15 protein-coding genes are annotated in these 26,032 nt (G+C 59.0%); 1 reads left to right on the top strand and 14 read right to left on the bottom strand.

The window, feature by feature from the left end:
• Nucleotides 1-196: 196 nt before the first annotated feature.
• Complete coding sequence (locus PMI21_RS17250) at nucleotides 197-7,291, top strand: TcdA/TcdB pore-forming domain-containing protein (RefSeq protein WP_007937195.1); 7,095 nt, start codon at nucleotides 197-199, stop codon at nucleotides 7,289-7,291.
• 59 nt (nucleotides 7,292-7,350) lie between these two features.
• Here the strand turns inward: PMI21_RS17250 and PMI21_RS17245 are convergent, their stop codons facing one another.
• The 14 genes from PMI21_RS17245 to PMI21_RS17180 form a co-directional block, all read right to left on the bottom strand.
• Nucleotides 7,351-7,947 carry a MarC family protein gene (locus tag PMI21_RS17245; protein WP_007937197.1) on the bottom strand — a complete coding sequence of 199 codons (597 nt, stop codon included), beginning with the start codon at nucleotides 7,945-7,947 and terminating at the stop codon, nucleotides 7,351-7,353.
• A gap of 64 nt (nucleotides 7,948-8,011) precedes the next feature.
• Entirely contained in the window at nucleotides 8,012-10,789 is a 2,778-nt protein-coding gene (locus PMI21_RS17240; protein WP_007937199.1) for a hybrid sensor histidine kinase/response regulator, read from the bottom strand.
• 99 nt (nucleotides 10,790-10,888) lie between these two features.
• Nucleotides 10,889-12,184: a phosphoribosylamine--glycine ligase gene (purD, locus tag PMI21_RS17235; RefSeq protein WP_007937200.1), complete on the bottom strand. Its 1,296-nt coding sequence runs from the start codon at nucleotides 12,182-12,184 to the stop codon at nucleotides 10,889-10,891.
• Nucleotides 12,185-12,373: 189 nt separating this feature from the next.
• Entirely contained in the window at nucleotides 12,374-13,981 is a 1,608-nt protein-coding gene (gene purH, locus PMI21_RS17230; protein WP_007937202.1) for a bifunctional phosphoribosylaminoimidazolecarboxamide formyltransferase/IMP cyclohydrolase, read from the bottom strand.
• A gap of 81 nt (nucleotides 13,982-14,062) precedes the next feature.
• Complete coding sequence (gene fis / locus PMI21_RS17225; RefSeq protein ID WP_007907419.1) at nucleotides 14,063-14,383, bottom strand: DNA-binding transcriptional regulator Fis; 321 nt, start codon at nucleotides 14,381-14,383, stop codon at nucleotides 14,063-14,065.
• Nucleotides 14,380-15,390, bottom strand: a complete 1,011-nt coding sequence (gene dusB, locus PMI21_RS17220) for a tRNA dihydrouridine synthase DusB (protein WP_007937204.1) — start codon at nucleotides 15,388-15,390, stop codon at nucleotides 14,380-14,382. Before dusB ends, fis begins: the two co-directional genes overlap by 4 nt.
• A gap of 185 nt (nucleotides 15,391-15,575) precedes the next feature.
• Nucleotides 15,576-16,814 (bottom strand): DUF3426 domain-containing protein, encoded by a 1,239-nt coding sequence (locus PMI21_RS17215; protein WP_007937206.1) that lies wholly within the window; start codon nucleotides 16,812-16,814, stop codon nucleotides 15,576-15,578.
• A gap of 30 nt (nucleotides 16,815-16,844) precedes the next feature.
• Nucleotides 16,845-17,723 (bottom strand): 50S ribosomal protein L11 methyltransferase, encoded by an 879-nt coding sequence (gene prmA, locus PMI21_RS17210; protein WP_007937207.1) that lies wholly within the window; start codon nucleotides 17,721-17,723, stop codon nucleotides 16,845-16,847.
• Between the two features lie 169 nt (nucleotides 17,724-17,892).
• The gene (locus tag PMI21_RS17205; protein WP_007937209.1) at nucleotides 17,893-19,470 is read right to left on the bottom strand and encodes a Fic family protein; all 1,578 of its coding nucleotides are present in this window, start codon (nucleotides 19,468-19,470) and stop codon (nucleotides 17,893-17,895) included.
• Between the two features lie 157 nt (nucleotides 19,471-19,627).
• Nucleotides 19,628-20,986, bottom strand: coding sequence for an acetyl-CoA carboxylase biotin carboxylase subunit (gene accC / locus PMI21_RS17200; RefSeq protein ID WP_007937211.1), 1,359 nt, complete (start codon nucleotides 20,984-20,986; stop codon nucleotides 19,628-19,630).
• Between the two features lie 17 nt (nucleotides 20,987-21,003).
• Nucleotides 21,004-21,468 (bottom strand): acetyl-CoA carboxylase biotin carboxyl carrier protein, encoded by a 465-nt coding sequence (accB, locus tag PMI21_RS17195; protein WP_007937213.1) that lies wholly within the window; start codon nucleotides 21,466-21,468, stop codon nucleotides 21,004-21,006.
• A gap of 48 nt (nucleotides 21,469-21,516) precedes the next feature.
• On the bottom strand, nucleotides 21,517-21,969 hold the full coding sequence (gene aroQ, locus PMI21_RS17190; RefSeq protein ID WP_007937215.1) for a type II 3-dehydroquinate dehydratase: 453 nt from the start codon (nucleotides 21,967-21,969) through the stop codon (nucleotides 21,517-21,519).
• Nucleotides 21,970-22,101: 132 nt separating this feature from the next.
• On the bottom strand, nucleotides 22,102-23,844 hold the full coding sequence (locus PMI21_RS17185) for a protein-disulfide reductase DsbD (RefSeq protein ID WP_007937217.1): 1,743 nt from the start codon (nucleotides 23,842-23,844) through the stop codon (nucleotides 22,102-22,104).
• A gap of 197 nt (nucleotides 23,845-24,041) precedes the next feature.
• On the bottom strand, nucleotides 24,042-25,988 hold the full coding sequence (locus PMI21_RS17180; RefSeq protein ID WP_007937219.1) for a methyl-accepting chemotaxis protein: 1,947 nt from the start codon (nucleotides 25,986-25,988) through the stop codon (nucleotides 24,042-24,044).
• Nucleotides 25,989-26,032: the final 44 nt, after the last annotated feature.

The following is a 26,032-nucleotide window of genomic DNA, read 5'->3' on the forward strand; positions in this document are numbered from 1 at the left end:
TGTGCTTGGTATTGTTTTGCTTATCTTTTGTCTGTTGTTTTTGACTGTTTTAATGCTCTGGATTTTCGGTTGGTCATCAATTGTTTGTTTTCTTGTTTGAGGCTGAAAATCAGTTTGGTTAGTATTGTTTTAAAGTCGGATGCGTTTATCCGTCTTGGTGGGTAACCCCCTTTTATTTTTACAAGGAAGTATTTCTATGGGTGAGCAAGCTGCTGTTCGTGTGAACGGCTACGTCAATTTTATTGATTTATTTAAACTGTCTGACCTTGAGCAGGCGTTACAGGAATATAAAGGATCAGAGGATTATGATGCCGTGTTTCGGTATTACTTCGGTTGTATCGGGCTGCTCGATTTCCCCCGGATGCTGGTGCCGCTCGGTTTACTGCGTCACGCACTGAAGTCCTTTGTCAAACCCACGCAGAGGCGTCGACGTGCGGCAGAGTCGGAGCCGTTAAACGCGCCGGATGAAGGTCACGTTCCCGGCCTGACTGAGATTCTAGACAGAGTTGAGGGGTTCCATGAGCGTCTGTCCAACAGTATCGAACAGCTGACTGTCACGCCGACTGAAGTACCGAAAAACCTGCACTTCGTCTGGCTCGGCGGCGGCATCGGGGATATTCAGCGCGACTACATCAATGTCTGGAAGCAGGTTATGCACGGGCATGGTTACACCGTCAAACTCTGGTACGACAGCGATGCGCTACTGGCGCATGAAACCAATCGGATCATTGTCCAGGCTGCCAAGGCCGACGCTATGCACAGCGGTGGACAGCTCAGCAAGACAGCTATCGAGCTTGGCGATAAGTACGAAGAGCGAGCCATCGTCCTCAAGCAACAAATGTTTGCGCATATCACCGACGCTGTAGAACTTGGGGTAGAAGCCGATGATGCAAGGGTTGATCTTCTCGTTCGCGGTTATGGCCAGAACGAAGCGCACTTGAAAGCCTTGAAGAAAAAAAACATTCGCAGTATCGCTGTACTGGGCGAGGGGGGCGTTGAGCTTCGCGATCTGGCGGCGGAGCTAACGCCGCGCCGTTTACAGGCTATCTACGAACGAGAAATCAGCCTGCGTGGAAACCTTGCGGCTGCGTCCGATGTTGTGCGCGTCGAGGCCTTGATGGCTGAAGGTGGAAGTTACGCGGATGTCGACAACTTGCCACCTCTTCTGGAAAACCTCGGCGGCGTGGACATCAGCCAATTTGGCACCGATGAGCGATTGGGGGTGCTGCAATTATTGCTTGATGAAAATCCCGAGTGGATGCCAGGCCGTCAGGCTGTACGTAGCAAGTACACCAACCAGGTTGACTACCTCTCTTCGGAGCATCGCACGAGGCTGGAATTATTTGCCAAAAGTCGTCCAGCCTTGAGTAGTGTTTTTCGTCTGCCGACAGAACGTCTTGTCCGTCCGAACGGGATGCGGGCGGTCGTCGACCAAGGCGGATTGAGTAATGCATTTATGATGGCCCACGCCGGGTCGGAGATGCTCGATTCGGTGATCGACCGATTCATACTTAACTATGAAGTGGTCGATGCTGTGGCTCGGCTGGCTATCGAGAGACAAGTTGCAATGACTGACGTCGATAGCATGATCGGCATTGCGACGGAGGTGATCGAGAGTAAATTTGGTCCCGTGCACGAATTGTCGGAGGAAACCAGGATCGCCCTCATCCCTCTGACTAGCGCTGCATCGTCCTATTACAGCGATGGTATTCGCCCCCAGAGCGACGCAACGATCTACCTGACAGGGCCTGGCGCGATGCGGGAAGGTATTGCGAGTTACGCCAGGACGCACTTCACCCCTCGAGCGTTTGAAACCTGGCGGGCGGACGTCGCTATTGTCGCCAAAGCGACCGTTAACCGCGCAACCGAGGAGGAGTTGGATCACTCATGGAAAGAAAACGAGAACAACACGGCTCAATGGTTGAAAAATGAGCAAGCGCGCTGGGAGGAGGGTCAATTCAAAACACGTTTCGCAGGCAATCTGGCGCAACTGCTAAAACATCAGACAATTGATTTCGAAGAAGGCTGGCCGGTGGTTGAAGGGCGTTATGTCTTGTTGACTGAGCTGTTGCAACGTCTGGCCGACGAACTTGGAGAGCCCTTCCTGACGGCAATGAACGAGCAGCACACGGGCTCGGTGACCTTTAAAAAAGCATTGCCATTGAGCTTTGATGACCGGCAATTGATCCTCGCTCAGGATATCAGGGCATTACCACCCGCTTCACAGAGCGATTCGACGACTCGCAACTTGTCCCTTGACGAAGTGCTGATGCGAATCGCTAAAGATTCATTTCACAGCGGGCAATTGAGTCCCCGACAACGGCTGTTGCTTGGCGCACTGCTAGGGGTGCAAGCACTGGATAACCGCAACTTCGAAACTGTGAATGCCGAGTTAAGCAATCTGGCCAACACGGTCTCCGAGCTCGGCGTGTCTGGCCGCTATGCGGTTCTGGAGCGAGAACTATTCAGGCGCAAGACACCGGCTTTCCTTGAGGGAATGGCAAACCCTCAAAATGAGGGGCCAGCGTTCTCCGAAAAAGCACTGACACTCAAGAAAAACGCGCTCGAGCAGCCGTTGACCTTGCGCCAATGGGGCCAGCAGGTCGCTCGAATCCGGCACCTGGCAAAGCTTGAACACCGTGACCGTGTTGTTGAGCGAGTGGGCATTGTTCTGGACGATATCGAGGCGTCCGCAGTGAAACTCGTTCCCCAGGATCTGTTGCTTCGCACTCCAGGCGATAGCGTAGGGGGACGATGCTACCCGCTGGCATTGGCAATGGCAGCGGCGCTGGCGGAAGGACCCCAGGCCGCCAATACGTTGCGAGAGCGATTCTACCTGGGTGTTATCGAGCCCGAGGGGCATGACTCAAGCGTATTTTTAAACGCTCTGGAAGAAATGGGAGGCCTACAGCTCAACGAAGTAGGCATGGGGCTGGACCGCTCAAGCCTGGAGCAGGTCGTAGGGCTGCTGGCGGCCAAAACATCCGACACTACCCTGATGCTCAACTCCGATAACCACGCCATGTTGGTGGCCAAAACCTTTAAAGGTGAGCGCAGCACCTATCACTTCTATGATCCGAATTTTGCGCTGTTCGAGTTTGAGCAGCCGCAGCAATTTGGTAAGGCCCTGCAGCAGCTTCTCGTGGAGCACGAGATGGCCACGCATTACGCCGCGTTCGGTGAGCCGTCCCGTCCAGCTTTTGACCTGATCGAACTGGACGGCGCGCGTTTGTCCGCTCTGGACTTGCCTTCCGGCATTCGTGTTACGGAACTGCTGCAGTCGGGCCCTTTGAAAGGAGATTCTTTGCCGCCGCCCAGACAGCGTCTGGCCAGTGCCAGGGGACAATCGCTAATGGACAATCCCCGGTTGGGCAGCAGTCTGCTTGCGCTGGACTGCAATTGGTGGAGTCAGCAGATACACCAGGCGACCACTGAACTTCAGGAAAAGAATCAGTTGCCCGCCAGGCTTGTCCCGTTGTTCGAAACATTGGAGGTCACTCCGGTCGGCGAATATCGCATGAGCCTGATCGACCCCGAGAATCCTGAACAATTAGTGCAGGTTGTCACCAGCGACCAACGCTTCCTGCGCATCAAAAGCTATCTGTCAGAACACTTTTCGACGCTGGCCACAAAGCGCCAAACACCGACAAACGAGCTGGATCCGACAGGCGCCGGTAGCGTCCATACATTGAACGCAGGCTTTACCATCCAGGCCTTGATGCACGCCTTATGGTCTCAGGAAGGCTCTGAAAAAACACTGACGACGGCCGTCCGGTTGCACGCCTACGTCAACTACGCACAACTGGTTCATGGCAATGTGGTTGATGTTCTTGGCCTGATCAAACTCGTACGGCAGGCGTTGGCAGAAGAAAAGGTGATCGCCCAGACGTGTGCGCCGGTAGTGAGCGAAGCCTTGGGGCATGTCGCGAACGAAGGTGTAGGGGCTGTGCTGGGGCTGGCCAACGTTGGTTTCGACATCTACCAGTTGGCCACGACCGACAACGATGTGGGGCGAGCACAATACGGCACTCAATTGGCTTTCGATTCAGCCAGCTTGTTGTTGGCAGGGGCCGGGATCGGTGCCGGAATAGTCGGTGCGGGCACTGCGGCAGCGGTCCTGGGGGGAGCAGGTGTTGTTTTGGGTGGATTGGCCATCGGTGCAGCGGCGCTGGCTCAAGGGTTTGCCGTCATTGCCGAAGAGGTCAAACAGGTCGGGTTGTTCTTTGACGAGCTGGAACGTTCGTATCGTGCAGGTGGCTATCGGTTTGATGAACCCGGCAATGCATGGATGCCGCAACCGGCGGTAGTGTTCAAGACACTGGACCTGAATGCGCAAACCCTGGCGTTCGACAGCCCCAAACTGTTCCCCTTGCGTGATCATTTCGGGGTGCCGGATTTTGATGTGGATTACGAGCGTGCGGTTGATATTCGCCAGGAACTGAATCTGCCAGGTCGCGCCGATTTTACCCCTTCTGCCGGGCAAACAATCGTGCTGCCCTGTACGCCTGAAACGTTCTACGGCTACGAGTACAAGTGGCTGCCTTTTTCAACGCTGCGCCACTCCGTAGGGTTCGACACGGCTCGTCGGCTGGAGAAAAAGAAACCGGATGGCAGCTATCTGTTTCTGTTTTCGTTCTATTCATTTCCCGGTGACTACATCGTCTATCGCCTAAACCCGGTCTATCGGTCAACAGTGATTAACGTGCGGCTGGACGCCGTCGATCGCACGCTGGTGGTGCCCGTGCTGCCCAAGTCGTGGCATGACAAGCTTTCCTACAAGATCGAGGGTGCCGATGCGCAGTGTTCACTCGTACTCAATCCCGGAGTAAGCGTAGAGCTTGAGTCGCCGGGTTTGAAAACCTCGCGTTGGGTATTGCAGGCGTCTTGGGTGAGCGAAGGTGATATCACGCTGAAGCGGAATGGCGGACTTTCGATTGGCGCAATCAACGTGGAATTCACCGGCAAGGGACGCCATGAAGTCGTGGTCAAAATTGCCAACAACCAAGTATTCAGGGTAGAGCGCGCTAGTCGGCAATTGGTGCTTCTGGAGCAGGATGCAGCCCCAGGCATGGACGCACAGGTGTTGCAGGATCACTTCAAGGGCATGGCCAATGACCATCGTTTGGCCATGCCTTACACGCCGATTCATCAGTTTCCGATTCCTTTCGAAAATCCTGATGAGCCGAGGTTCACGAGCGCTTGGTACGAGGCCTCGGAAGACCGTTTTCTCTATATTCGTGACGACGAAGTGGGAGAGGCCGATGGTGCGCTGCTGGGCGCAGTGGTCGATGGCTATGCATACTTTTATCACCCGCAGCATTTCATGATATGGCAAGTCGACCCAGTGACCGGTCTGCTCCATCGCCGTTATCGGTTGTTGCTCCCCGATGTCAATGCCAAAACCACCATCACCCGCTGCAAGGTAGAGGCGTCCAAGGTCGTAACGATCGTTCAGGAGATCACCCGCAACGACCAGACGGTAGATGAGTTTGTCTACCAACTGCATGGGGAAGAACTGTTTTTGAGTTCGATGACCCGAGGCCTGGCCCCTACCCTGGAGGCGGTCGTCAGCGGGAGCGACACGCTCGCCGACTGGGCTCTGGTGTTTGGCGACCACATTGCCTTCCCCCATACGCCGGTACACGAGGGCGTCACCACTGCCAACTGGCAGCCTGCGGCTTATGTCTCGATTTGCTGGAAGGTGGATTCGAAGTGGCGCGATCTGGCTTGGGTTCGTAGCAGCGATCGTCTGATTATCCGTCCAACCCCATTGCGGCATCGGGCAAGAGGTTGGGCGGACTCCATCAAAGATCTGAAAGAGCTGACGCTTATTCCGCCAGCTAACAATGAGGCTGATGTATTTGTCATCTACGACAAGTCAGCCAAGCGTTTGACTCGGCAGCAATGGATTAACGGGACATGGGCCATTGAACAGGCAGGGCCTGAAGGGCTGGTGAATGTGGTGGCTCTTGAGGAGGGATTTCTTGCGCTGACAGATAAAGGGCTGTTCTTCAATGTGACCGCAGAAGGCCGCCTGCAGTTGGGCGGTTTGACCGATGACTGGCTCAAGGACCGAGCGCATTGGTGGTTGGCGCTTGATGCCATAGCCACTCGATACCCGGTCGCGAATTTTGCCATTGTGGGATTGATCAACTTCAGCGGCGACGCCCGGTTAAGCGCCTGGTATGTGAATAATCGGCTATTGCTGACCGATCTGGGGGGCAGAAAGGAAGTGCGTGTGCTCAGCGTTACTCCGGATGGCAAAGCCGCGTGGTTGCTTGAACTTTCAACCGGTGAACTTTACCGCCAGGCCTTTATCGATCCCGGGCAACTCGACGTTGCTTTCGGTCAAGGCTTGAAATTATTGCAGGCCAACGCGCTTCCCGCCCCGCAACGAGAATGGGCTTCATGGCGGTTTGCCGAGGTCTTGGCAGAAGGTGCGGGACTTCGAGCGACAACCCTTGAAGGCATCGTGGTTGAACTGCGCTATCAGGAGCCGGAATTGATCATCGGTGTTGATCGCCATTGGGTTGCCGCACAGGTCGGCACCTTGCAGGACTCGCTCAATACGCTGCTCGAAAACCGTAGGCACGCGGCCTTTCTCTCCATAGAGGAGCCCGGCAGCTTGCAATGGTATGTGGCAGAAACCGGGCGTTTGATAAGGGTGCCGGAAGCATCGATAGCTGACGACTTCGAACTGTTAGGCACCCAGCAGCAAACCAATGTGTTGATTCATGAAAGTAAAGACGGGCGCTTGCACACTTACCCGGCGATGGAACAGACCCGGTCGGTCAGTTACGTTCAACGGGACGCAGAAGTCATGTCGATCGAGGGGCAGATGACGATGGGTGACCTCTTGCCACTGATTCCCGACGGTGTAAATACCTTGGTCCTGCGACTGGGGCAAGGCACAGTCACTTGTCGTTTATCAAAGGCTGCCTGGTTGAGACTGGAATCGGTCATCGTCGACTGCAGACACTCTCTCGGCGGAGCTGCATTGATACCCGGCAAGTTGATCTGGGACCTGGACAGTCCCGGAAAACTTTTGTTGAGCAAGGCTGGCGAGCACTTAGTGATGATGGAACCGGACAGTGGGCACAGTCTGATCTTTCGTGAGGTGTTTGCGGTGGATCCAGCTTTGCGCGGGGAGGTGTTTCTGGTATTGAAAGGCTATCAGTCCTTTGCGGTGTCGATATTGGTGAATGCCATAATCGCCAGAAAGGACACCACGAGTAGCTTGCTGCTCACGGATCTTTTGCCAGTTGGTAAAGTTGAAACGGTAGAAAGTTAAGTTCGGACAGTCACCCACACATTGGGCCTGTCCAATGTGTGGAATTCCCAGCATGGGTATCAGGGAACCAGGTACCCTTTAACCCCGGTAAAAATAATCTGTGCCGCCAGCGCGCACACAAACAATCCCATCAACCGGCTGACAATCTGCAACCCCTGGTCGCCAAGAATCCGCTCGATGCGGTTAGACAGATACAGCACCACGCCAACGGTGAAACTGGCCAGGGCAATACTGAGAATGGCCGTGAGTTTGTCGTCCCAATGCGGCTGGCTCACGCCCATCACCAGCAAGGCGCCGATAGTGCCGGGGCCGACCGTCAGGGGGATGGTCAGTGGGACGATGGTCACGTCCTGCTGCACGTTGTCGGTCTGTACCGCCGACTTGCCCTGCGCCATGCCCAGCGCCGAGATGAACAGCACGCTGCCGGCACCGATGCGGAAAGCGTCCACGGTGATGCCGAAGACACTGAAAATCACTCGCCCGAACAGGTACAGCAAGACGCTAGACACCAGCGTGGCGGTTGCCACTTTCCAGGCCAGGCGGCGCTGCTCCTTGCGTGAATAACCGCGGGTCAGGCTGATGAAGCAGGACAGCACGAAGAACGGGCTGTAGAGCACCAGCATCTTCAGGTAAACGCTGAACAACACGTGGAGCATGGTGCAAGCTCACTGGCGAGGGAGGTCGAGGGGGAGTCTATCAGGCGCTGTGAGGTCTGTCGGCTCAGGAAGTCTGAACTGCTGACCGGTTCTGTTGATCACGTTGGGCAACCCAATGTTCGATCAAATCGCGCAACTGCGACAGCTCGACCGGTTTGGCCATGTGCCCGTCCATGCCGGCCTGGCGCGCACGCTCTTTGTGCTCGGCAAGGATGTGTGCTGTCAATGCCACCACGGGCGTGCGAGTTCGCTGGTTGCCGACTTCCCAGGCACGTAACTGCTGAGTGGCAGAGAAACCATCGAGGATCGGCATTTCACAGTCCATCAGGACCAGGTCATAACGCTGGGCTTTCATTGCCTGCAAGGCTTCTTCGCCATTGCTGGCAGTGTCCGGTTGCAGGTTGAGCTTGCCGAGCATGCCGCGAATAACCTTGGTCGAGATGTTGTTATCTTCGGCCACCAGGATGCGGAAATCACTTGGGACCTTGACCGGAAGCGTCGGGCCGGTGGGCAGGTGCTGCGAGATGGTCGGGCCGTTGTTGCGCTGGTTCAGTTCGTCCGCCAGGGTGGTCTTGAGGGTGTAGCCGGCCACTGGCTTGGCGAGGATGCGCTTGATCCCGGAGTTGCGCGCGATGATCTTGCTTGGCGCGTTGCTGATGCCCGTGAGCATGATCAGCAGAATATCGTGGTTCAGGCTCGGGTCTTCCTTGATCTTGGCGGCCAGTTGCATGCCGGTCATGCCGGGCATGTTCTGGTCCAGCAGGACCACGTCGAAATAATCGCGCAGGTGGGCCTTGGTGCGCAGCAGCGCCAGGGCCTCCTTGCCGGACGGCACGGCGCTGACGTTCAGGCCCCAGGCGCTGCACTGCTGCACCAGCACCTTGCGACAGGTGTCGTTGTCGTCCACGACCAGTACGCGTGCGCCTTGCAACGGGCTGTCCAGGTCCGAGGTCGGATGTTCGAGACGGTCCGGGTCCAGTGGCAGGGTCAGCCACAATGTGCTGCCCTGGTTGGCGCCGCTCTTGATGCCGAATTCGCCCTGCATCAAACGGATCAGCTGACGGGCAATCACCAGTCCCAGATTGCCCCCCAGGCTGGTGGCCGAAAGGAAATGCTTGCTGTGCAGCTCGGCGTGCATCAGTGCGTCACGTTCTTCAGCCTCCATCGGCTGGCCGCTGTCCTGCACGGCGATGCGCAGCCGCGGTTTGGCGCTGCGTTCATCCAGGGCGACAACGATCAGAATCTCGCCTTCATCGGTTTTCTTCAGGGCGTTTTCCAACAGGCTCAGCAGGGTCTGGCGCAGGCGCGTCGGATCACCGCTGATGACGCGCGGTACCTGTGGCTGGATAAAGCTGATCAGCTCGATGTTCTGTTGTTCGGCCTTGGCGCGGAAGATGCTCAGGCAGTCTTCGATCAGGGCATTGAGGTCGAACTGCACGTCGTCCAGCTCGATCTGCCCGGACTCGAGCTTGGAGATGTCGAGAATTTCGTTGATCAGCGTCAGCAGTTCGTTGCCGGCGCTGTGGATGGTTTGCACATAGTCGCGCTGCTTGACCGACAGCGGTGTGCCCAGCAGCAGTTCGGTCATGCCCAGCACGCCATTCATCGGGGTGCGGATTTCGTGGCTGATTTTCGCCAGGAATTCGGCTTTGGCGTTTATTTCGGCATTGCTGGCAGCCAGGTCGCGACTGACGCTGAAACGGTCTTCGGTGATGCTACGCTGTCGCTCGCCCAGGGCCACACTCATCAACAGGCCACTGATACAGATAAATACCAGCAAGGTGATGATCAGGCCTTGCGGGGCGACAAGGGTCAGCCCCTGCAGCGCCGGCAGGATAATCAACGTGCCAAGGTTGAACACCACCATCGCTGCCACGAACAGGCGCGCCGGGCGATAACCTTTTTGCCAATGATGGGCGCTGACGAACAGCATGCTCAGGCCGGCCAGGGCAACCAGCGCGTACGTGATCAGGTTCAGCGGCAACGTGTTGACGAACAACAACAGCAGGCCGCAGGCCACGATGAACAGGATGTCCCCCAGCAGCAGCTTGTTCAGCGGGTGTGGGCCGAGCGGGGCGAAGAAGCGGTAGGCGAACATCAGGCCGCAAGGTGCGGTCAGCAGCAAGGCAAGATAGGCACCGGGTGTTTGTACGACGGACCAGTTCGGCAGCCATGGTCGGGCCAGGTTCAGCAGTAGCACCAGGCTGAGCAGCAGTAACCCTTCGCACGCCGCCAGCCAGAGGCTGCTGCGCGAGCGGGTGTAGGTGTAGCGGGTCAGGTTATGCAGGATCAGCATCCCGAGACAGCCAAAGAGCAGACCGTAGATCAACGTCTGGTTCTGAGTGGCTGCGCTCATGACCGCCGATTGCAGGGTGATGTAAGGCCGAAACTGGTGTTCGGAGACCAGTCGCATATAGACGTCGAGGGTTTTGTCGCTTTGTGGCAGCGGCAACATGAAGTCGCTGCTGGGCAGGGGGCGCTCAGTCTGAGGTTGCCCGGTGCCGGTATTCAACTGATCGATCAGCTGGTCGCCGTCGAGCACATACAGATTGAGGTGCGACAGGTCGGGTGCGAACACCCTCAGCAACTGTTCGTGTTTGCCGGGCGCCAGCCTGAAACGCACCCAAAGCGCACCCTCGGGCCCGGCCGCGGTGAGGTGGTCGAGTTCGATGGGGCTGAATTGATTGGTGTAGCGGCTGGAGCGGATATCGCTCAGCTGCAGGTCGCCCTGTTCGTCGAGCAATACCGCCCAGCCACTGCCTTGCGTGGCCTGGGCCGGGAGCATGCAGAGCAAGGTCAGCAGAGTGACGGTGAAGCCTATGGCAATCCTGAGCCAGCGCACGGCGAAATCCCTTCGTAGGTTGATGCCAGAATATAACTATGCGCGGCGCCGGAATAGTCCGGCAAGGGCTGCAAGCCCTTGCCTGGCCGAATGGATGGCTTATTCCTGATTTTCGCCACGCTCGCGGGCAATGGCGCGGTAGCCAATGTCCTTACGATAGAAGCAGCCTTCCCAGTCGATTTTAGCCGCCAGTTTGTAAGCCTGCTGCTGGGCTGCGTCGACGCTGGTGCCCATGGCGGTTGCGCACAGTACCCGACCACCGGCCGTCACCACCTGACCGTCCTTGAGTGCAGTGCCGGCGTGGAAGACTTTGCCTTCCAGTGCCGCGGCTGCATCCAGGCCGTTGATGGCAACGCCTTTGGCGTAGTCACCCGGGTAACCGCCAGCGGCCAATACGATGCCGACGCTCGGACGTGGATCCCACTGTGCTTCGACCTTGTCCAGCGCTTGCGCCAGGGCCGCTTCGACCAGCAACACCAGGCTCGACTGCAAGCGCAGCATCACCGGTTGGGTCTCAGGATCGCCGAAACGGCAGTTGAACTCGATGACTTTTGGGTTACCAGCCTTGTCGATCATCAAGCCAGCATAGAGGAAACCGGTGTAGACGTTGCCTTCCTCGGCCATGCCGCGCACGGTTGGCCAGATCACCAGGTCCATGACCCGCTGATGGACTTCGGCCGTGACGACCGGTGCCGGGGAGTAAGCGCCCATGCCGCCGGTGTTCGGACCGGTGTCGCCATCGCCGACGCGTTTGTGGTCCTGGCTGGTGGCCATCGGCAGCACGTTCTTGCCGTCGACCATGACGATGAAGCTGGCTTCTTCGCCGTCCAGGAACTCTTCGATGACCACGCGGGAACCGGCATCGCCAAACGCGTTGCCCGCGAGCATGTCGCGTACCGCGTCTTCAGCTTCGGCCAGGGTCATGGCCACGATCACGCCTTTGCCGGCGGCCAGGCCATCGGCCTTGATCACGATCGGTGCGCCTTTTTCACGCAGATAAGCCAGGGCCGGCTCGATCTCGGTGAAGTTCTGGTAATCGGCGGTCGGGATCTTGTGGCGTGCCAGGAAATCCTTGGTGAAGGCTTTCGAACCTTCCAGTTGCGCGGCACCTGCGGTCGGGCCGAAGCAATCCAGGCCGCGGGAGCGGAACAGATCGACAACGCCTGCAACCAGCGGCACTTCCGGGCCGACGATGGTCAGGGAAACGTTCTTCTCGGCAAAGTCAGCCAGTTGCTCGAGGGCCAGCACGTCGATGGCGACGTTCTCGCACTTGGCTTCAATGGCGGTGCCTGCGTTGCCCGGGGCAACGAACACTTTCTGCACGCGCGGATCCTGAGCCACTTTCCAGGCCAGGGCGTGTTCACGGCCACCGCTGCCAATGATCAAAACATTCATTTCAAAAACCTCGGATGACGCTAATTCTGTTTTAGAACCTAAAGCGCTTCACGCCGTAGGAGGTCGCAATGAAGCCGGTAGATGCAAGGCGGAGTCGACCTCGATGAGCGGAGTTGCCTTTTGGCAATGAGCATCATCGAGGTCGGCTCCAACGCAGCAGATGCCGGGTTCAGTGCGGCCGTTGTCTTATTAGTGACGGAAGTGGCGCATGCCGGTGAATACCATCGCGATGCCGGCTTCGTCGGCTGCCGCAATCACTTCGCTGTCACGCATCGAGCCACCTGGCTGGATCACCGCAGTGATACCGACCTTGGCCGCGTTGTCGATGCCGTCGCGGAACGGGAAGAATGCATCTGACGCCATGACCGCGCCCTGCACCTGCAAGCCTGCGTGCTCAGCCTTGATCGCGGCGATGCGCGCGGAGTTCACGCGGCTCATCTGGCCGGCGCCGACACCGATAGTCTGACGGTTCTTGGCGTAGACGATGGCGTTGGACTTGACGTACTTGGCGACTTTCCAGGCGAAGATCAGGTCGTTGATTTCCTGTTCGGTCGGGGCGCGCTTGGTCACCACTTTCAGGTCTTCGCTGCCGATCATGCCGATGTCGCGGCTCTGTACCAGCAAACCGCCGTTGACGCGTTTGTAGTCCCAGGCCGGAACGCGGTCAGCCGACCACTCGCCGCACGCCAGCAGGCGTACGTTGGCTTTGGCTGCCACGATGGCGCGGGCTTCGGCGCTGACGGACGGGGCGATGATTACTTCGACGAACTGACGCTCGACGATGGCTTTTGCGGTTTCAGCATCCAGCTCGCGGTTGAACGCGATGATGCCGCCGAACGCCGACTCGGTGTCGGTAGCGTAGGCCAGTTCGTAGGCTTGACGGATGCCGCCTTCGGCGTCCGGGCTCACGGCCACGCCGCACGGGTTGGCGTGCTTGACGATCACGCAGGCCGGTTTGACGAAGCTCTTTACACATTCCAGCGCGGCGTCGGTGTCGGCCACGTTGTTGTACGACAGCTCTTTGCCTTGCAGTTGGGTCGCGGTGGCGATGCCTACTTCGGCAGGCTTGGCTTCAACGTAGAACGCCGCGCTCTGGTGCGGGTTCTCGCCGTAGCGCATTTCCTGAGCCTTGATGAACTGGCTGTTGAAGGTGCGCGGGAACTCGCTGCGGCCTTCTGTGCTGAGGGTTTCAGCCGCCTGGTTCACGGTGCCCATGTAGTTGGCGATCATGCCGTCGTAGGCGGCGGTGTGTTCGAAGGCCTTGAGCATCAGGTCGAAACGCTGAGCGTAGGTCAGGCCGCCGGCCTTGAGGCTTTCCAGAACGTTGGTGTAATCGCTGGCATTCACCACGATGGCCACGTCCTTGTGGTTTTTTGCCGCCGAACGAACCATGGTCGGGCCGCCGATATCGATGTTCTCGATGGCGGTCGGCAGGTCGCAGCCTGGCTTGTTGATGGTGGCTTCGAACGGGTACAGGTTGACTGCTACCAGATCGATCGGCTTGATGCCGTGCTCATTCATGATGGCGTCGTCTATGCCGCGACGACCGAGGATCCCGCCGTGGATTTTCGGGTGCAGGGTTTTCACCCGACCGTCCATCATTTCTGCGAAGCCGGTGTAGTCCGCGACTTCCACTGCGGCAACGCCGTTGTCGCGCAGCAGCTTGAACGTCCCGCCGGTGGAAAGGATCTCGACGCCCAGGGCTTCGAGCTCTTTGGCGAATTCAAGGATCCCGGTCTTGTCGGAAACGCTGATCAAGGCGCGGCGGATCGGCAGGCGGGTAGTCTGGTCGGTCATCTCAATTTCCATCAAAAGCAAAGGAGTCAGCAAAAAAGGCGACCGGTTTTACGCGGGCGCCTTTCTGGTTTGATTGAATGCTTACAGCAAATCGTACTGCTTGAGTTTCTTGCGCAGGGTGCCCCGGTTCAGCCCGAGCAGCTCACTGGCCTTGGTCTGGTTGCCCTTGACGTAGTTCATCACGCATTCGAGCAGGGGAGCCTCGACTTCGGAGAGCACCAGGTTGTACACATCCGTGACGGCAGCGCCCTCAAGGTGGGCGAAATAATTGTGCAGCGCCTTCTCGACACTCCCGCGAAGGGTCTGGCCTTCTTCGCTCGGTGTATTGAGGTGCTGTTTCAAATTCACGTTGTCGCTCACGGGTGTTGTTCCACTCACTAAAGTCTCGGTCATCATCGTCATGCGGCCACCCCTTCTCCGTCCCCTGTCAGGCTCTTGTAACGTTCGGCGAAGAAGCCCCGAACGTAGGCGCATTGTGCTTCCGTATCTTCCAAACGATTGAAGTGGGCGCGAAACTCCCTGGCGCCCGGCAAGGTTGCGAGATACCAGCCCACATGCTTGCGAGCTATGCGCACGCCCATGACGTCGCCATAGAAGGCATGCAGCGCGGCCAGATGCTCAAGCAGAATACATTCCACCTCGATCAGCTCCGGTGCCGGGAGTTTTTCACCGGTACGCAGATAATGGTCGATTTCACGAAAAATCCATGGCTGCCCCTGGGCAGCCCGGCCCACCAACAGGCCATCGGCACCGGTCGCGTCGAGCACGTACCGGGCTTTCTCGGGCGAATCGATATCGCCATTGGCGAAGACCGGAATCGACACCGCCTGCTTGATCGCGGCAATGGTGTCGTACTCGGCAACACCTGTGTACAGATCGGCGCGGGTGCGGCCATGTACGGCCAACGCCGCAATGCCTGCCTGTTCGGCGATCTTCGCCACCGTCAGGCCGTTCTTGTTCGCCCGGTCCCAGCCGGTGCGGATCTTCAGGGTGACCGGCACATCGACCGCAGCCACCACGGCCTGCAGGATCTCGGTCACCAATGCTTCATCCTTCAACAGTGCGGAGCCGGCGGCCTTGTTGCAGACCTTCTTCGCCGGACAGCCCATGTTGATGTCAATAATCTGTGCGCCCAGTTCGACGTTGGCCCGGGCCGCATCCGCCAGCATCTGCGCATCTCCGCCGGCGATCTGTACCGAGCGGGGCTCGGGATCGCCTTCGTGGATCATGCGCATCCGCGATTTGCGGGTGTTCCACAAGCTCATGTCGCTGGTGACCATTTCCGAGACTACAAGTCCTGCGCCCAATCGTTTGCACAGCTGACGAAAGGGCTGGTCGGTGACGCCCGCCATGGGGGCGAGGATCAAGCCGTTGTGCAATGTATATGGACCGATGCGTACCGCCGACATAGGACTTCCCTGTTGTGGGGCCGGATCATGAGAGTTCGAAAAAGGGTTGGCATGATACCCGCTCTCGATGACTGGATAAAGGCTGAATTGAACAAAATCTGAACAACTAATTCGTTATCGCCAGCAGTTTGGTTTGAACGGCCAAAGTCAGGAAACCGCCGTCAAGCCTGCAGCGCTTGAGTGTTTCACTCGGGCGAATGGAAGCTCAGGCTGTAGTTCACCGCTTTGGGGCCTGGGTCGAGAATGTCCAGCGCAATGTGGATCGGCGTTTGCGGTGGCATTTCCGCCAGGCCTTCGAGATCGCCGTTGAGGTACTCTCCGGGCTTGAAGCGACGGCTGGCGATCAGGTGGCCGTTGAGGTCGGCAAAGCGCAGCTCCAGCAGCGGGAACGGCTGGGAGAAGGGCGCACGGTTGTAGATGATGGCATCGACCACCAGTGCACCGTTGAAGTCCGGGTGGCTGCGGACCACCAGATTGCTGCTTTTGACTTTCGCGATGTCGACCTTGGACGGCACTGTGCAGCCGATGTGCGGGCACAGTTGCTGGAACCACGGACGATACTGGTCCTGGCGCGCCAGTTCGTCGAAGTGGTAGGCGACGTATTGGCCAACGAGGCCGGCGACGCCGAGCAGGATCAGCAGCAGCCAGAAAAAGCGCCGACCCCAGGGGGAGCGGCGTTTTTGCCAATCCAGTTGCAACGGGTCGTCGGTCAGATCCTGCAGCACTTCAGCCCGCAGGGCCGGCTCGCTGCGTTCGCGGCGCTTGCGCAGGGGCTCGACGGAGGGCAGGTCATCGTCGATCTCATCGTCATCAGTTTTCGCCGACAGGCTGCCAAAAGGGATCGGGGCGTCGAGCGGGTCGTGCAGGCGCAGCTGCTGTATCTCGGGCTCATCGTCCAGTGGCACGGGCTCCATGGACAGCGAGGGCTCGGTGCGCGAGTGTTTGCTTGGCTCGATCGTCGGTTCGACCATCGGTTCTGGCGTCTGCACGTTGGCGGCTTGCGCGCGATCGGCGGCCGATTCACTGAAGAGGCTGTCGGACCAAGGGGCTTCGTCGTGCTCGGCGCTGTCGCGGCGCGCACTGAGGCTGTCTTCGCGGGGGCGACCAAACTCCGTCGTCGGCTGGATTTCCCGCTGTTCGAGCCGGGCGAGTTCTTCGTCCAGGTCCAGGCTGTCCAGGTCCATTTCGGCGGCGGTCCATTGCTTTTGGCTGATGGCCCGCTGCGCTGGCGGTTCTACGGGCGCCGATGCAACCGGTTTTACCACTTCCTTGCCGGCCCGTTGCTCGAGCAACTGCCTGGCGGCGTTGAACACCTGCAAGCACGAGCCGCAACGAACCACCCCGCGGGCCACGCTCAACTGAGCATGGCTGACGCGGAAGCTGGTTTGGCAATGCGGGCACTGGGTGACGAAGCTATCGGTCATGCGGCAATCCGGTTTATGCAGGCGCTCATTCTAGCGCCGACGGCCTGTGATGCGTACCCAGCCGTCGCGATTGGCGATCGGGTCCAGATCGAAGTCCTGAGCGTAGGCGGCGGCGACTTCTTCACCTTGTTCGGCCAGGATGCCCGACAGCGCCAGGCGACCACCCGGCCTGACCAGGCTGGACAGTTGCGGAGCAAGGGAAACCAGCGGGCCGGCGAGGATATTGGCGACCAGTACGTCGGCTTGAACCTGCGGCAAATCTTCCGGCAGATAGAGCGGGAACAGCTCTTCGGCAATGTTGTTGCGTCCGGCGTTGTCGCGGGAGGCCTCCAGGGCCTGCACATCAATATCGGTGCCGACGGCTTGCTTGGCGCCCAGCAGCAGGGCGGCAATCGCCAGAATCCCCGAGCCGCAACCGAAATCCAGCACGTTGCAGTCTTTCAGGTCCTGGCCATCGAGCCATTCCAGGCACAGCGCGGTGGTCGGGTGGGTGCCGGTGCCGAACGCCAGGCCCGGATCCAGCAGCAGGTTCACTGCGTCAGGCTCGGGGGCTGCGTGCCAGCTCGGGACAATCCACAGGCGCTGACCGAAGCGCATTGGCTGGAAACCGTCCATCCAGCTGCGTTCCCAGTCCTGGTCTTCGATCACTTCGCTGTGATGCTCGGGCAGCGGGCTGCCGGTCAGCAACTCGAGGTGGGCCAGCACGCTGTCGGCGTCGGTGCCGCCTTCGAACAGGGCCAGCAGGTGCGTGTGCGACCACAGCGGGGTGGTGTTGAGTTCCGGTTCGAAGATCGGCTGGTCTTCGGCGTCCATGAAGGTCACCGACACGGCGCCCACTTCAAGGAAAGCGTCTTCGTAGGTTTCGGCTTGTTCTGGGCTGATGGCGAGACGGACTTGCAGCCAAGGCATGGCGGGCACCTTTGAAAAATATAGATTGCAGCCTAGCGGGCTGCGAGAAGCGCGCAAGTTTACGCGAGCGCGAGGCAGAAGACGACAAGGTCGACACTGCGTGTTCTCTTGTAGGGGCGCAGAAACAACAAAGCCGCTCGAAAGCGGCTTTGTTGGTCTGGATCACGCATTAATGCGGATTCCCTGCATTTTTGGCTGTGAGCCATTGCAGGCCTTTGTTCGTCAGGCGGTAACGTTGCAGACGGCTGTTAGGTTGTTCGGGCAGCGTCATTTCAAGAACCCCGGCAGCAATGGCAGGCAATATGTAAGCCTTGCGAAAGTGGTCGGCGTTTTTCAAGTTCATGGCGGTTTGAAGTTCTAGCCTGCTCATATCGCCATCGATGACGTTCAGTAACGCTGCGACTTCCATGGTGACTTCCATGGTGACTTCCATGGTGACTTCCATGGTGACTTCCATGGTGGCCTCACTGGTCACTGCTCCTTTGCTCTGTGACAGAGGGTGTGTGGGCAGTCGAACGACGTAAGCAATCCGGTCATCGTCAGTTTCAAACAGCGGTGCAGGTGAGCCATTGGTGGTCATGACTTTGAGAATTTTGGGAATTCCTGTCGAGCGGCCTTCCGTCAGGTCCAGCTCCTTCAAAAACTCGCCAATTCGTCGGTTGCGGTAACGACGGCTAACGGCTCGACCGGCTCGCAAGTCTTCCAGGCGAATTGAGCGGTCAGGTCCAGGAAAGCTCAAAATCACCAATTCTTTCTGGCTGATGCGGACCTCTATCGGTTCGCGTTCCTCGTAGGAACGGTGATATACGGCGTTGACCAGCGCCTCTTCAATCGCCGCGAAAGGGAAATTCCAGACCCGTGTGGCTTCGGCGCGGTCCGGGTGTTTGATGACCGTTTCATGCAGGAAATTGCGCTGAATATAGGCCAGTGCTTCGCGGGTCATGTTTGCCAGTGGGCCTTTGAAAATCTTTTCGTCAAAACGGTCGCCGCCAGCACCTTCGGGAAACCACAGCACATCAATCTGTGTCCCGGGAAAGAATCGCTCGGGTGTAGCGCTGAAAAACATCAGGCCAACATTCTTGGGCCACGGCGACTCGGTCGGGCCACCCACGACGTTCATTTGTCGGCCCAGTGTCTCGGTAGACATGCTGCCTGCGTCGTCGGCGAGGGCACTGCCAACCTCCTGCAGGAAGCTTTGCATCAGGGGTTTGGATAGATCACTGACGCTAGCGGCCAGGTTGAAGCGATCATCGAAAGGTACCTTGGCGGCAAGACTCAAGAGTTCCTGCTCGGTTTCCCCCTTGGCTTCCACCGTACTGCTGTAGCGACGGATGTAGTAATGCAAGCTCCTGTGCTTGGAGGTCACCGCTGCCGGGGCTTTATACGGGCGATTTTGCCCGCCCGGTGCCCACAGTACTATCAGCTTGCGACCTTCAACCTCTTCCATGCTTAACACGGGAAAGTAGGTTGGCTGAATGGATTGGCAAGCGGCCAGCAGTTCGAGCTGGATCTTGTCGAGATCCTGATCGGCGAGGCCCAGGGGAGGAAAGACCGGCTGACCATTGGCATCGCAATCCTGCCCAATAACCACATAACCACCGCCCAGGTTTTCAAAGTCGTTGGCGAAGGCGCAGAGCGTGCGAATGATCGGATCAGGATTCCAACCCGTTTTATATTCAATTCGCTCGCCCTCGACTGTCCGCTGGCGTAGCAGGTCGTTCAGGTTTATCGGCAGTTTTTCAGGCATGGGCGGGCTCTGGTTTGTCAGCGTTGCGCTGAATAAGGGGCGATTATAGCCAGCCCGAACAGGCTAGCGCCTGTCAGTTAAGTCCCATAGGGATGGATGAAACCTTCAGAAACAACAAAGCCGCTCGAAAGCGGCTTTGTCATGTTCCGGCTGAAGCTTAGTGCTTGTCGCCGGCCAGCTTGTGCTCGAGGTAGTGAATGTTCACGCCCCCTTTGCAGAAGCCTTCATCGCGGGTCAGATCGCGGTGCAGCGGGATGTTGGTCTTGATCCCGTCGACAACGATCTCGTCCAGCGCATTGCGCATGCGCGCCATGGCTTCGTCACGGGTTGCGCCGTAGGTGATCAGCTTGCCGATCAACGAGTCGTAGTTCGGCGGAACGGCATAGCCACTGTACAGGTGCGAGTCGACGCGAACGCCGTTGCCGCCTGGTGCGTGAAAATGCTTGACCGTGCCTGGGCTCGGCATGAACGTTTTCGGGTCTTCGGCGTTGATCCGGCATTCCAGTGCGTGACCGCGGATGACCACGTCATCCTGGGTGAACGACAGCTTGTTGCCGGCGGCGATGCTGAGCATCTCCTTGACGATGTCGATGCCGGTGACCATTTCCGATACCGGGTGCTCTACCTGGACACGAGTGTTCATCTCGATGAAGTAGAAGCGGCCGTTCTCGTACAGGAACTCGAAAGTGCCGGCGCCACGGTAGCCGATGTCGATGCAAGCCTTGACGCAGCGGGCGAGGACTTCCTCGCGCGCGTTCTCGTCGATGCCCGGTGCCGGCGCTTCTTCGAGAACCTTCTGGTGACGACGTTGCAGCGAGCAGTCGCGGTCGCCCAGATGGATGGCGTGGCCCTGACCGTCGGAAAGCACCTGAACTTCCACGTGACGTGGGTTGGTCAGGAATTTTTCCAGGTAGACCATCGGGTTGCCGAACGCTGCGCCCGCTTCGGAGCGGGTCAGTTTCGCCGAGGAGATCAGGTCTTCTTCTTTGTGCACCACACGCATGCCACGACCACCACCGCCGCCAGCGGCTTTGATGATCACTGGGTAACCGACTTCGCGACCAATGCGCAGGGCGGTTTCTTCGTCTTCAGGCAGTGGGCCGTCGGAACCCGGAACGGTTGGAACGCCAGCGGCGATCATGGCGTGCTTGGCCGATACCTTGTCGCCCATCAGGCGGATGGTATCGGCTTTCGGGCCAATGAACGCGAAGCCGGAGTTTTCGACCTGTTCGGCAAAGTCGGCATTTTCCGCAAGGAAACCGTAGCCTGGGTGAATGGCGGTAGCGCCAGTCACTTCAGCAGCGGCGATGATGGCCGGAATGTGCAGGTAGGAGTGAGCGGCGGAGGCCGGACCGATGCAGACGGATTCGTCTGCCAGGCCCAGGTGCATCAGCTCTTTGTCGGCCTTGGAGTAAACGGCGACGGTCTTGATGCCCATTTCCTTGCAGGCACGCAGAATCCGCAGGGCGATCTCACCGCGGTTGGCGATCAGAACTTTTTCCAACTTCGCAGTCATCAAAGGCTCTCCGCGATTCAAACGATGGTGAACAGCGGTTGGTCGTACTCAACCGGCTGGCCGTCTTCGACGAGGATGGATTCGATCACACCGCTGGCTTCAGCTTCGATGTGGTTCATCATCTTCATGGCTTCGACGATGCACAGGGTGTCGCCTTTTTTCACGGTCTGGCCGACTTCAACGAAGGACGGCGAGGACGGCGAAGATTTGCGATAGAACGTGCCGACCATCGGCGAACGGGCAACATTGCCGTTCAGCGTTGGGGCAGCTGGAGCCGCAGGAGCAGCGGCAGCAGCCGGAGCGGCGGCAGCAACTGGAGCCGGTGCCGGCGCATGCATCGGAGCCGGTGCGTAGTACTGCTGAGCCGGCGTCTTGCTGTGACGACTGATGCGTACGGACTCTTCGCCTTCCTTGATCTCAAGCTCGTCGATGCCGGACTCTTCCAGCAATTCGATCAGTTTCTTAACTTTACGGATATCCATGAATCATCAACTCCCAAGGGTCGGTCAGGGGCGTTTAACGCTTGTTGTTCAAGCCGTTGCCTGTCTTTCAAGCTGCTCTAGGGCGGCCTCCAGGGCCAGTCGATAACCGCTGGCGCCAAGGCCGCAGATCACTCCCACCGCTACATCGGAGAAGTAAGAGTGATGGCGGAAAGGTTCGCGTTTATGCACGTTAGACAAATGCACTTCGATGAATGGGATGCTCACCGCCAGCAGCGCGTCACGTAATGCGACACTTGTATGCGTAAAAGCTGCTGGATTGATCAGAATGAAGTCCACACCTTCGCCGCGAGCAGCGTGGATGCGGTCAATCAATTCGTACTCGGCGTTGCTTTGCAGGTAAAGCAAATGGTGGCCGGCATTGCGCGCCCGCTGTTCCAGGTCCTGGTTGATTTGCGCCAGGGTGGTTGCACCGTAGACGCCCGGTTCCCGGGTGCCGAGCAGGTTCAGGTTAGGGCCGTGCAAAACCAATAGGGTCGCCATCTGCTGCTCCTTTGTTATCCGTGTGCAATTGTCAGAACCCGGCGACTATGCCGCAAAGCCTTTGTGACTGTCCAGTTCTATGCAATAGGCAGCACGATGGCCGATGTTTGCGCGAAATATGTGACCGGGTGATTAAATCCGGTCATTTGCTTTCGCAACACGTTCGGCGAAGTCCGTGGCGTTTATCTCGCCAATCACCCGCACATCGGCGCGTTCGACGCCGTCCCTGCCGAAAAACATCAGCGCTGGAGGGCCGAACAGCTTGTAGCGGTCGAGCAGGGCACGCTGTTCGGTGTTGCTGGCGGTGATGTCGAAACGAATCAGTCGATAGCCTTTGAGACGTTCGACGACGTTGGCATCGTTGAGCACTTCGTGTTCGATGACTTTGCAACTGATGCACCAGTCGGCGTACCAGTCGAGCAGCAGCGGCGTGCCGGAGGATTTGGCTTCGGCGAGGACGCGATCCAGCTCCGCCGGGGTGGTGATGGTTTGCCAGGAACTGGTGATTTGCGGTTGCTGCTCGTTGCTGGCGACGATGCGCGGCTGACCAATGGGGTTGAACGGATCGGACTGACCGCTGAACGCGCCGTACCAACAGGCCAGTGCATAAAACAGCAGGAACATCCCCAGCAATTGCCCCAGGCGTTTTCTCGGCGGTTTATAGACAAACTCCAACGCGCCCATGAACAAACCGACGCCACCGGCGAGCAAGCCGATCAACAGCAAGGTGATCTGGCCCGGCAATACTCGACTGAGCAAACCGATCGCCAGCCCCAGCAGCAGCACACCAATCGCGTTTTTCACGTAGATCAGCCACGGCCCGCTTTTCGGCAACCAGGCTGCGCCGCCAGTTGCCACCAGCAACAGCGGCGCGCCCATGCCCAAGCCAAGCATGAACAGTTTCAATCCGCCGCCCAAGGCATCGCCGCTGGCGCTGATGTACAGCAACGCACCGGCCAAGGGGGCCGAGACGCAGGGCGAAACCAGCAGGCTCGACACCACGCCCAACACCGCCGCGCCCCACAGCGAGCCGCCCTCGGTACGCCCGGCGATCCGGTCCAGGCGGCTGCTGATGGCGTAGGGCAGTTTCAGTTCGAACACCCCGAACATCGCCAAGGCAAACACCGCGAAAAACAGCGCGAACGGCACCAGCACCCAGGCCGATTGCAAGCGCGCCTGCAGATTCAGCTGTGCGCCGAACATGCCCATCAAGGCACCCAGCAGGGCGAAGCAGATGGCCATCGGCAGCACATAAGCCAGTGACAGGTTGAAGCCACGTAAACCGCCGATCTGCCCGCGCAGGACCACCCCGGAGAGGATCGGCAGCATCGGCAGCACACAGGGGGTGAAGGTCAGGCCGAGGCCTGCGAGGAAGAACAGCGCCAGTTCGCGCCAGCCCCAGGCTGTGGTCGTGGCGCCGCTGCCATCAATACTCAGGCGTTCGGTCTCGGGCGGGTAGCACAGGCCTTTGTCGGCGCAGCCTTGATAGGTCACGGCCAGCGTAAAGGCGCGGGAATCGGTGCGTGGCAGTTCTACATCGAGAATGCCGTGGTAAACCTCGACATCGCCGAAGTATTCATCGTGCTTTTGTTCGCCCTTGGGCAGTTGAGCCGCGCCGAGGCCAACGTCGGCCGGATCGGCGCGAAACTGGAAGCGATGGCGGTAGAGGTAGTAACCCTCGGTGGCGACGAAGCGCAGCTTGATCGATTGCGGCGTACTTTCTACCAGGCTCAACTGAAAGGCTTCGCGCACCGGCAGGAAGTCGGCGCTGTTGTTGATCGAGCCCAGGGTGGAACTGGGGCGACTGTCCAGCAACCCGGCGGCGGAGGCCGGCAGGGCGAGCACTAAAAACAGCAGGCAGAGCAAACGGCGCATGACAATCTCGCGTATTGGAGGTGCGGGCATGATAGCGGACGCCGGAAGGGTATGCAGGTTCTGTGAGGCATGATCATTTCCTCGCCCTGCGTGGGAATGCAGCCCGGGACGCTCTGCGTCCCAACAGCGGACGCAGAGCGTCCATTGAGGCGTTCCCACGCGGAGCATGGGAACGATAAAGCAGGAGTGGGGGGAGTTCAGACGCGGAAGGCTTGAACGGCGGTATGCAAACGTCCGCCCAGCACCAGCAAATTCTCCCCTTGCTCACGCCCCTCGCCGATGCGCAGCAAGTTATCCCCACCCAATTGATGAATCCGCTCACTGTGATCGCGGATTTCGCTGACAGCGCCGCTCTGCTGGGCGGTGACATCGGCGATGCGCACGGCGGTGTCGGCAATGGTCTGGATCGCCCCGACGATTTTATCCAGCGCCCCGTCGGCCGCCTGGGCCTGATTGGCCGTGGCTTCGGCGTGTTCGACCTGGGCGCGCATGCCTTCGACCGATTGCCGCGCGGCGGTTTGCAGGCCGGCGATCAGCGTCTGAATCTCGGCCGTGGCACCGGCGGTACGCTGCGCCAGTGAGCGTACCTCTTCGGCCACCACCGCAAACCCCCGGCCCATCTCCCCGGCGCGGGCCGCCTCGATGGCGGCATTCAGCGCCAGCAGATTGGTCTGGTCGGCAATCGAGCGAATCACCGTCAGCACGCCGCCGATGGTTGCCGACTCTTCGGCCAGATGTTCGATCATCTGTGCGTTGCCTTGCACTTCACCCACCAGCGCATGCAGCCCGGTGAGGCTCAGGCCGATGACTTTCTGACCGTGCTCCACCGCAAGCCCAGCATGACGGCTGGCGTCCGCAGCCTGGCTGGCGTCGCCGGCGACTTGTTGAATCGTCGCCTCGAGTTCGCCGAGAGAGTCGCGGATCAGCGCGGTGTCGCCGGCCTGATGCTCGGCGCCGCTGTGCAGGTCGTTGCTCAATTCGGCCAGCGTCCGGCTGCTGCCGGCGACTTGCTCGGCATTGAGGCGAATGGTCCCCACCAGATCGACCAGATAGGCGCGCAAGCGATTGAGCGAAGCTTGAATGTCATGCAACTCACGGTTGGTTGCACCCAGTTGAATGTCGCGACTGAAATCACCCTCGGCCCAGATCGAAAGCGCCGGGGCCAGATTGGTCAGGGTTCGGGCCAGGCGTCGCTGCAAGGTATCGATGAGCAATGCGATCAGCAGGATCAGCCCGATCATCACTCCCTGCATCAGCCGCACTTCGCCCTGGATTTGCCCGTGCTGGGCGCGCACCACCGGTTCCAGCCCGGCGATGGCCTGTTGCACGGCGGTGATTTTCAAGTGAGTCGCGGCGCTGAGGTCGGCGCGTTTCTGGATCTGTTCGCGCGTGCGTGCAAGTTCAGCCGGGTAGCGGGTGAGCAGGCTGTTGAGTTCACGTTTGAGGCTGACACCGGCGTCTTCGGCGACGGCTTTCTCGCTGTTCTCCAGGCCCATCGCGGCGGCGAAATCATCGGTGTTCGATTCACTGCTGACGGTCACCCCCAGCAGCGGCAAGGTGTTCAATTGTTCAGCCTGAACGCGGATGTTGGCGACTTCGCGTTCGACATCGGCGGCCAGTTCGCTGCGCCCGCTGCTGACCAGTTTGTCCCGGGCCAGAGACAGCTTGCCCAGATGCTGGGAGGCCGCGAGCAAAGGCGTCAGGTACGCCGCGTTGCCGCTGGCGTACTGGCTGAGCTGATCGAGGCTGGCACCGAGCTCGCGTTCAGCTTGCAGCAGCAGTGCTTGTGGATCGCCGGCGAGTTTGCCGGCGGCCAGCAGGTCCGTCTTGCTGAACTCTTCCAGGTTCGACAGGCTGGGGCGCAAGGTATCGGCCAGGGGCGGCGGCAATTCGCCGAGCTCCTTTTGCAGGCTGTCGATGGCTTGGCTGGCGCCGCTCAGGCGCAGGGCATCGCCGCTGGCCAGGTAATCCTCGACGTTGCGCGCCACTTCATTTTGAAACTGCTGGGACAGGCCCAGGTAGCGCTCCATAAGCAGATAGGGGCGTTCCAGGGCTTTTTGCGACCACCAGAGGGTAGCGCCGAGGGCCACGCACACGGCGACCAGAAGGAGGGTATTGAGATTGGTCAACAGCTTCAGGCGCATTGCGGACTACCAACGGCAGAATGGTAAGTGCCTGAAGTTATTGC

The organism is Pseudomonas sp. GM18, from assembly GCF_000282195.1.
Taxonomy (GTDB): domain Bacteria; phylum Pseudomonadota; class Gammaproteobacteria; order Pseudomonadales; family Pseudomonadaceae; genus Aquipseudomonas.

What these genes read in the sequence shown, in the direction of transcription:
- PMI21_RS17215 (WP_007937206.1), bottom strand. Translation starts at nt 16,814, where the DNA reads ATGACCGATAGCTTCGTCACCCAGTGCCCGCATTGCCAAACCAGCTTC.
- PMI21_RS17245 (WP_007937197.1), bottom strand. Translation starts at nt 7,947, where the DNA reads ATGCTCCACGTGTTGTTCAGCGTTTACCTGAAGATGCTGGTGCTCTAC.
- fis (WP_007907419.1), bottom strand. Translation starts at nt 14,383, where the DNA reads ATGACGATGATGACCGAGACTTTAGTGAGTGGAACAACACCCGTGAGC.
- accC (WP_007937211.1), bottom strand. Translation starts at nt 20,986, where the DNA reads ATGACTGCGAAGTTGGAAAAAGTTCTGATCGCCAACCGCGGTGAGATC.
- PMI21_RS17205 (WP_007937209.1), bottom strand. Translation starts at nt 19,470, where the DNA reads ATGCCTGAAAAACTGCCGATAAACCTGAACGACCTGCTACGCCAGCGG.
- aroQ (WP_007937215.1), bottom strand. Translation starts at nt 21,969, where the DNA reads ATGGCGACCCTATTGGTTTTGCACGGCCCTAACCTGAACCTGCTCGGC.
- PMI21_RS17250 (WP_007937195.1), top strand. Translation starts at nt 197, where the DNA reads ATGGGTGAGCAAGCTGCTGTTCGTGTGAACGGCTACGTCAATTTTATT.
- accB (WP_007937213.1), bottom strand. Translation starts at nt 21,468, where the DNA reads ATGGATATCCGTAAAGTTAAGAAACTGATCGAATTGCTGGAAGAGTCC.
- dusB (WP_007937204.1), bottom strand. Translation starts at nt 15,390, where the DNA reads ATGTCGGCGGTACGCATCGGTCCATATACATTGCACAACGGCTTGATC.
- prmA (WP_007937207.1), bottom strand. Translation starts at nt 17,723, where the DNA reads ATGCCTTGGCTGCAAGTCCGTCTCGCCATCAGCCCAGAACAAGCCGAA.
- purD (WP_007937200.1), bottom strand. Translation starts at nt 12,184, where the DNA reads ATGAATGTTTTGATCATTGGCAGCGGTGGCCGTGAACACGCCCTGGCC.
- purH (WP_007937202.1), bottom strand. Translation starts at nt 13,981, where the DNA reads ATGACCGACCAGACTACCCGCCTGCCGATCCGCCGCGCCTTGATCAGC.
- PMI21_RS17180 (WP_007937219.1), bottom strand. Translation starts at nt 25,988, where the DNA reads ATGCGCCTGAAGCTGTTGACCAATCTCAATACCCTCCTTCTGGTCGCC.
- PMI21_RS17185 (WP_007937217.1), bottom strand. Translation starts at nt 23,844, where the DNA reads ATGCGCCGTTTGCTCTGCCTGCTGTTTTTAGTGCTCGCCCTGCCGGCC.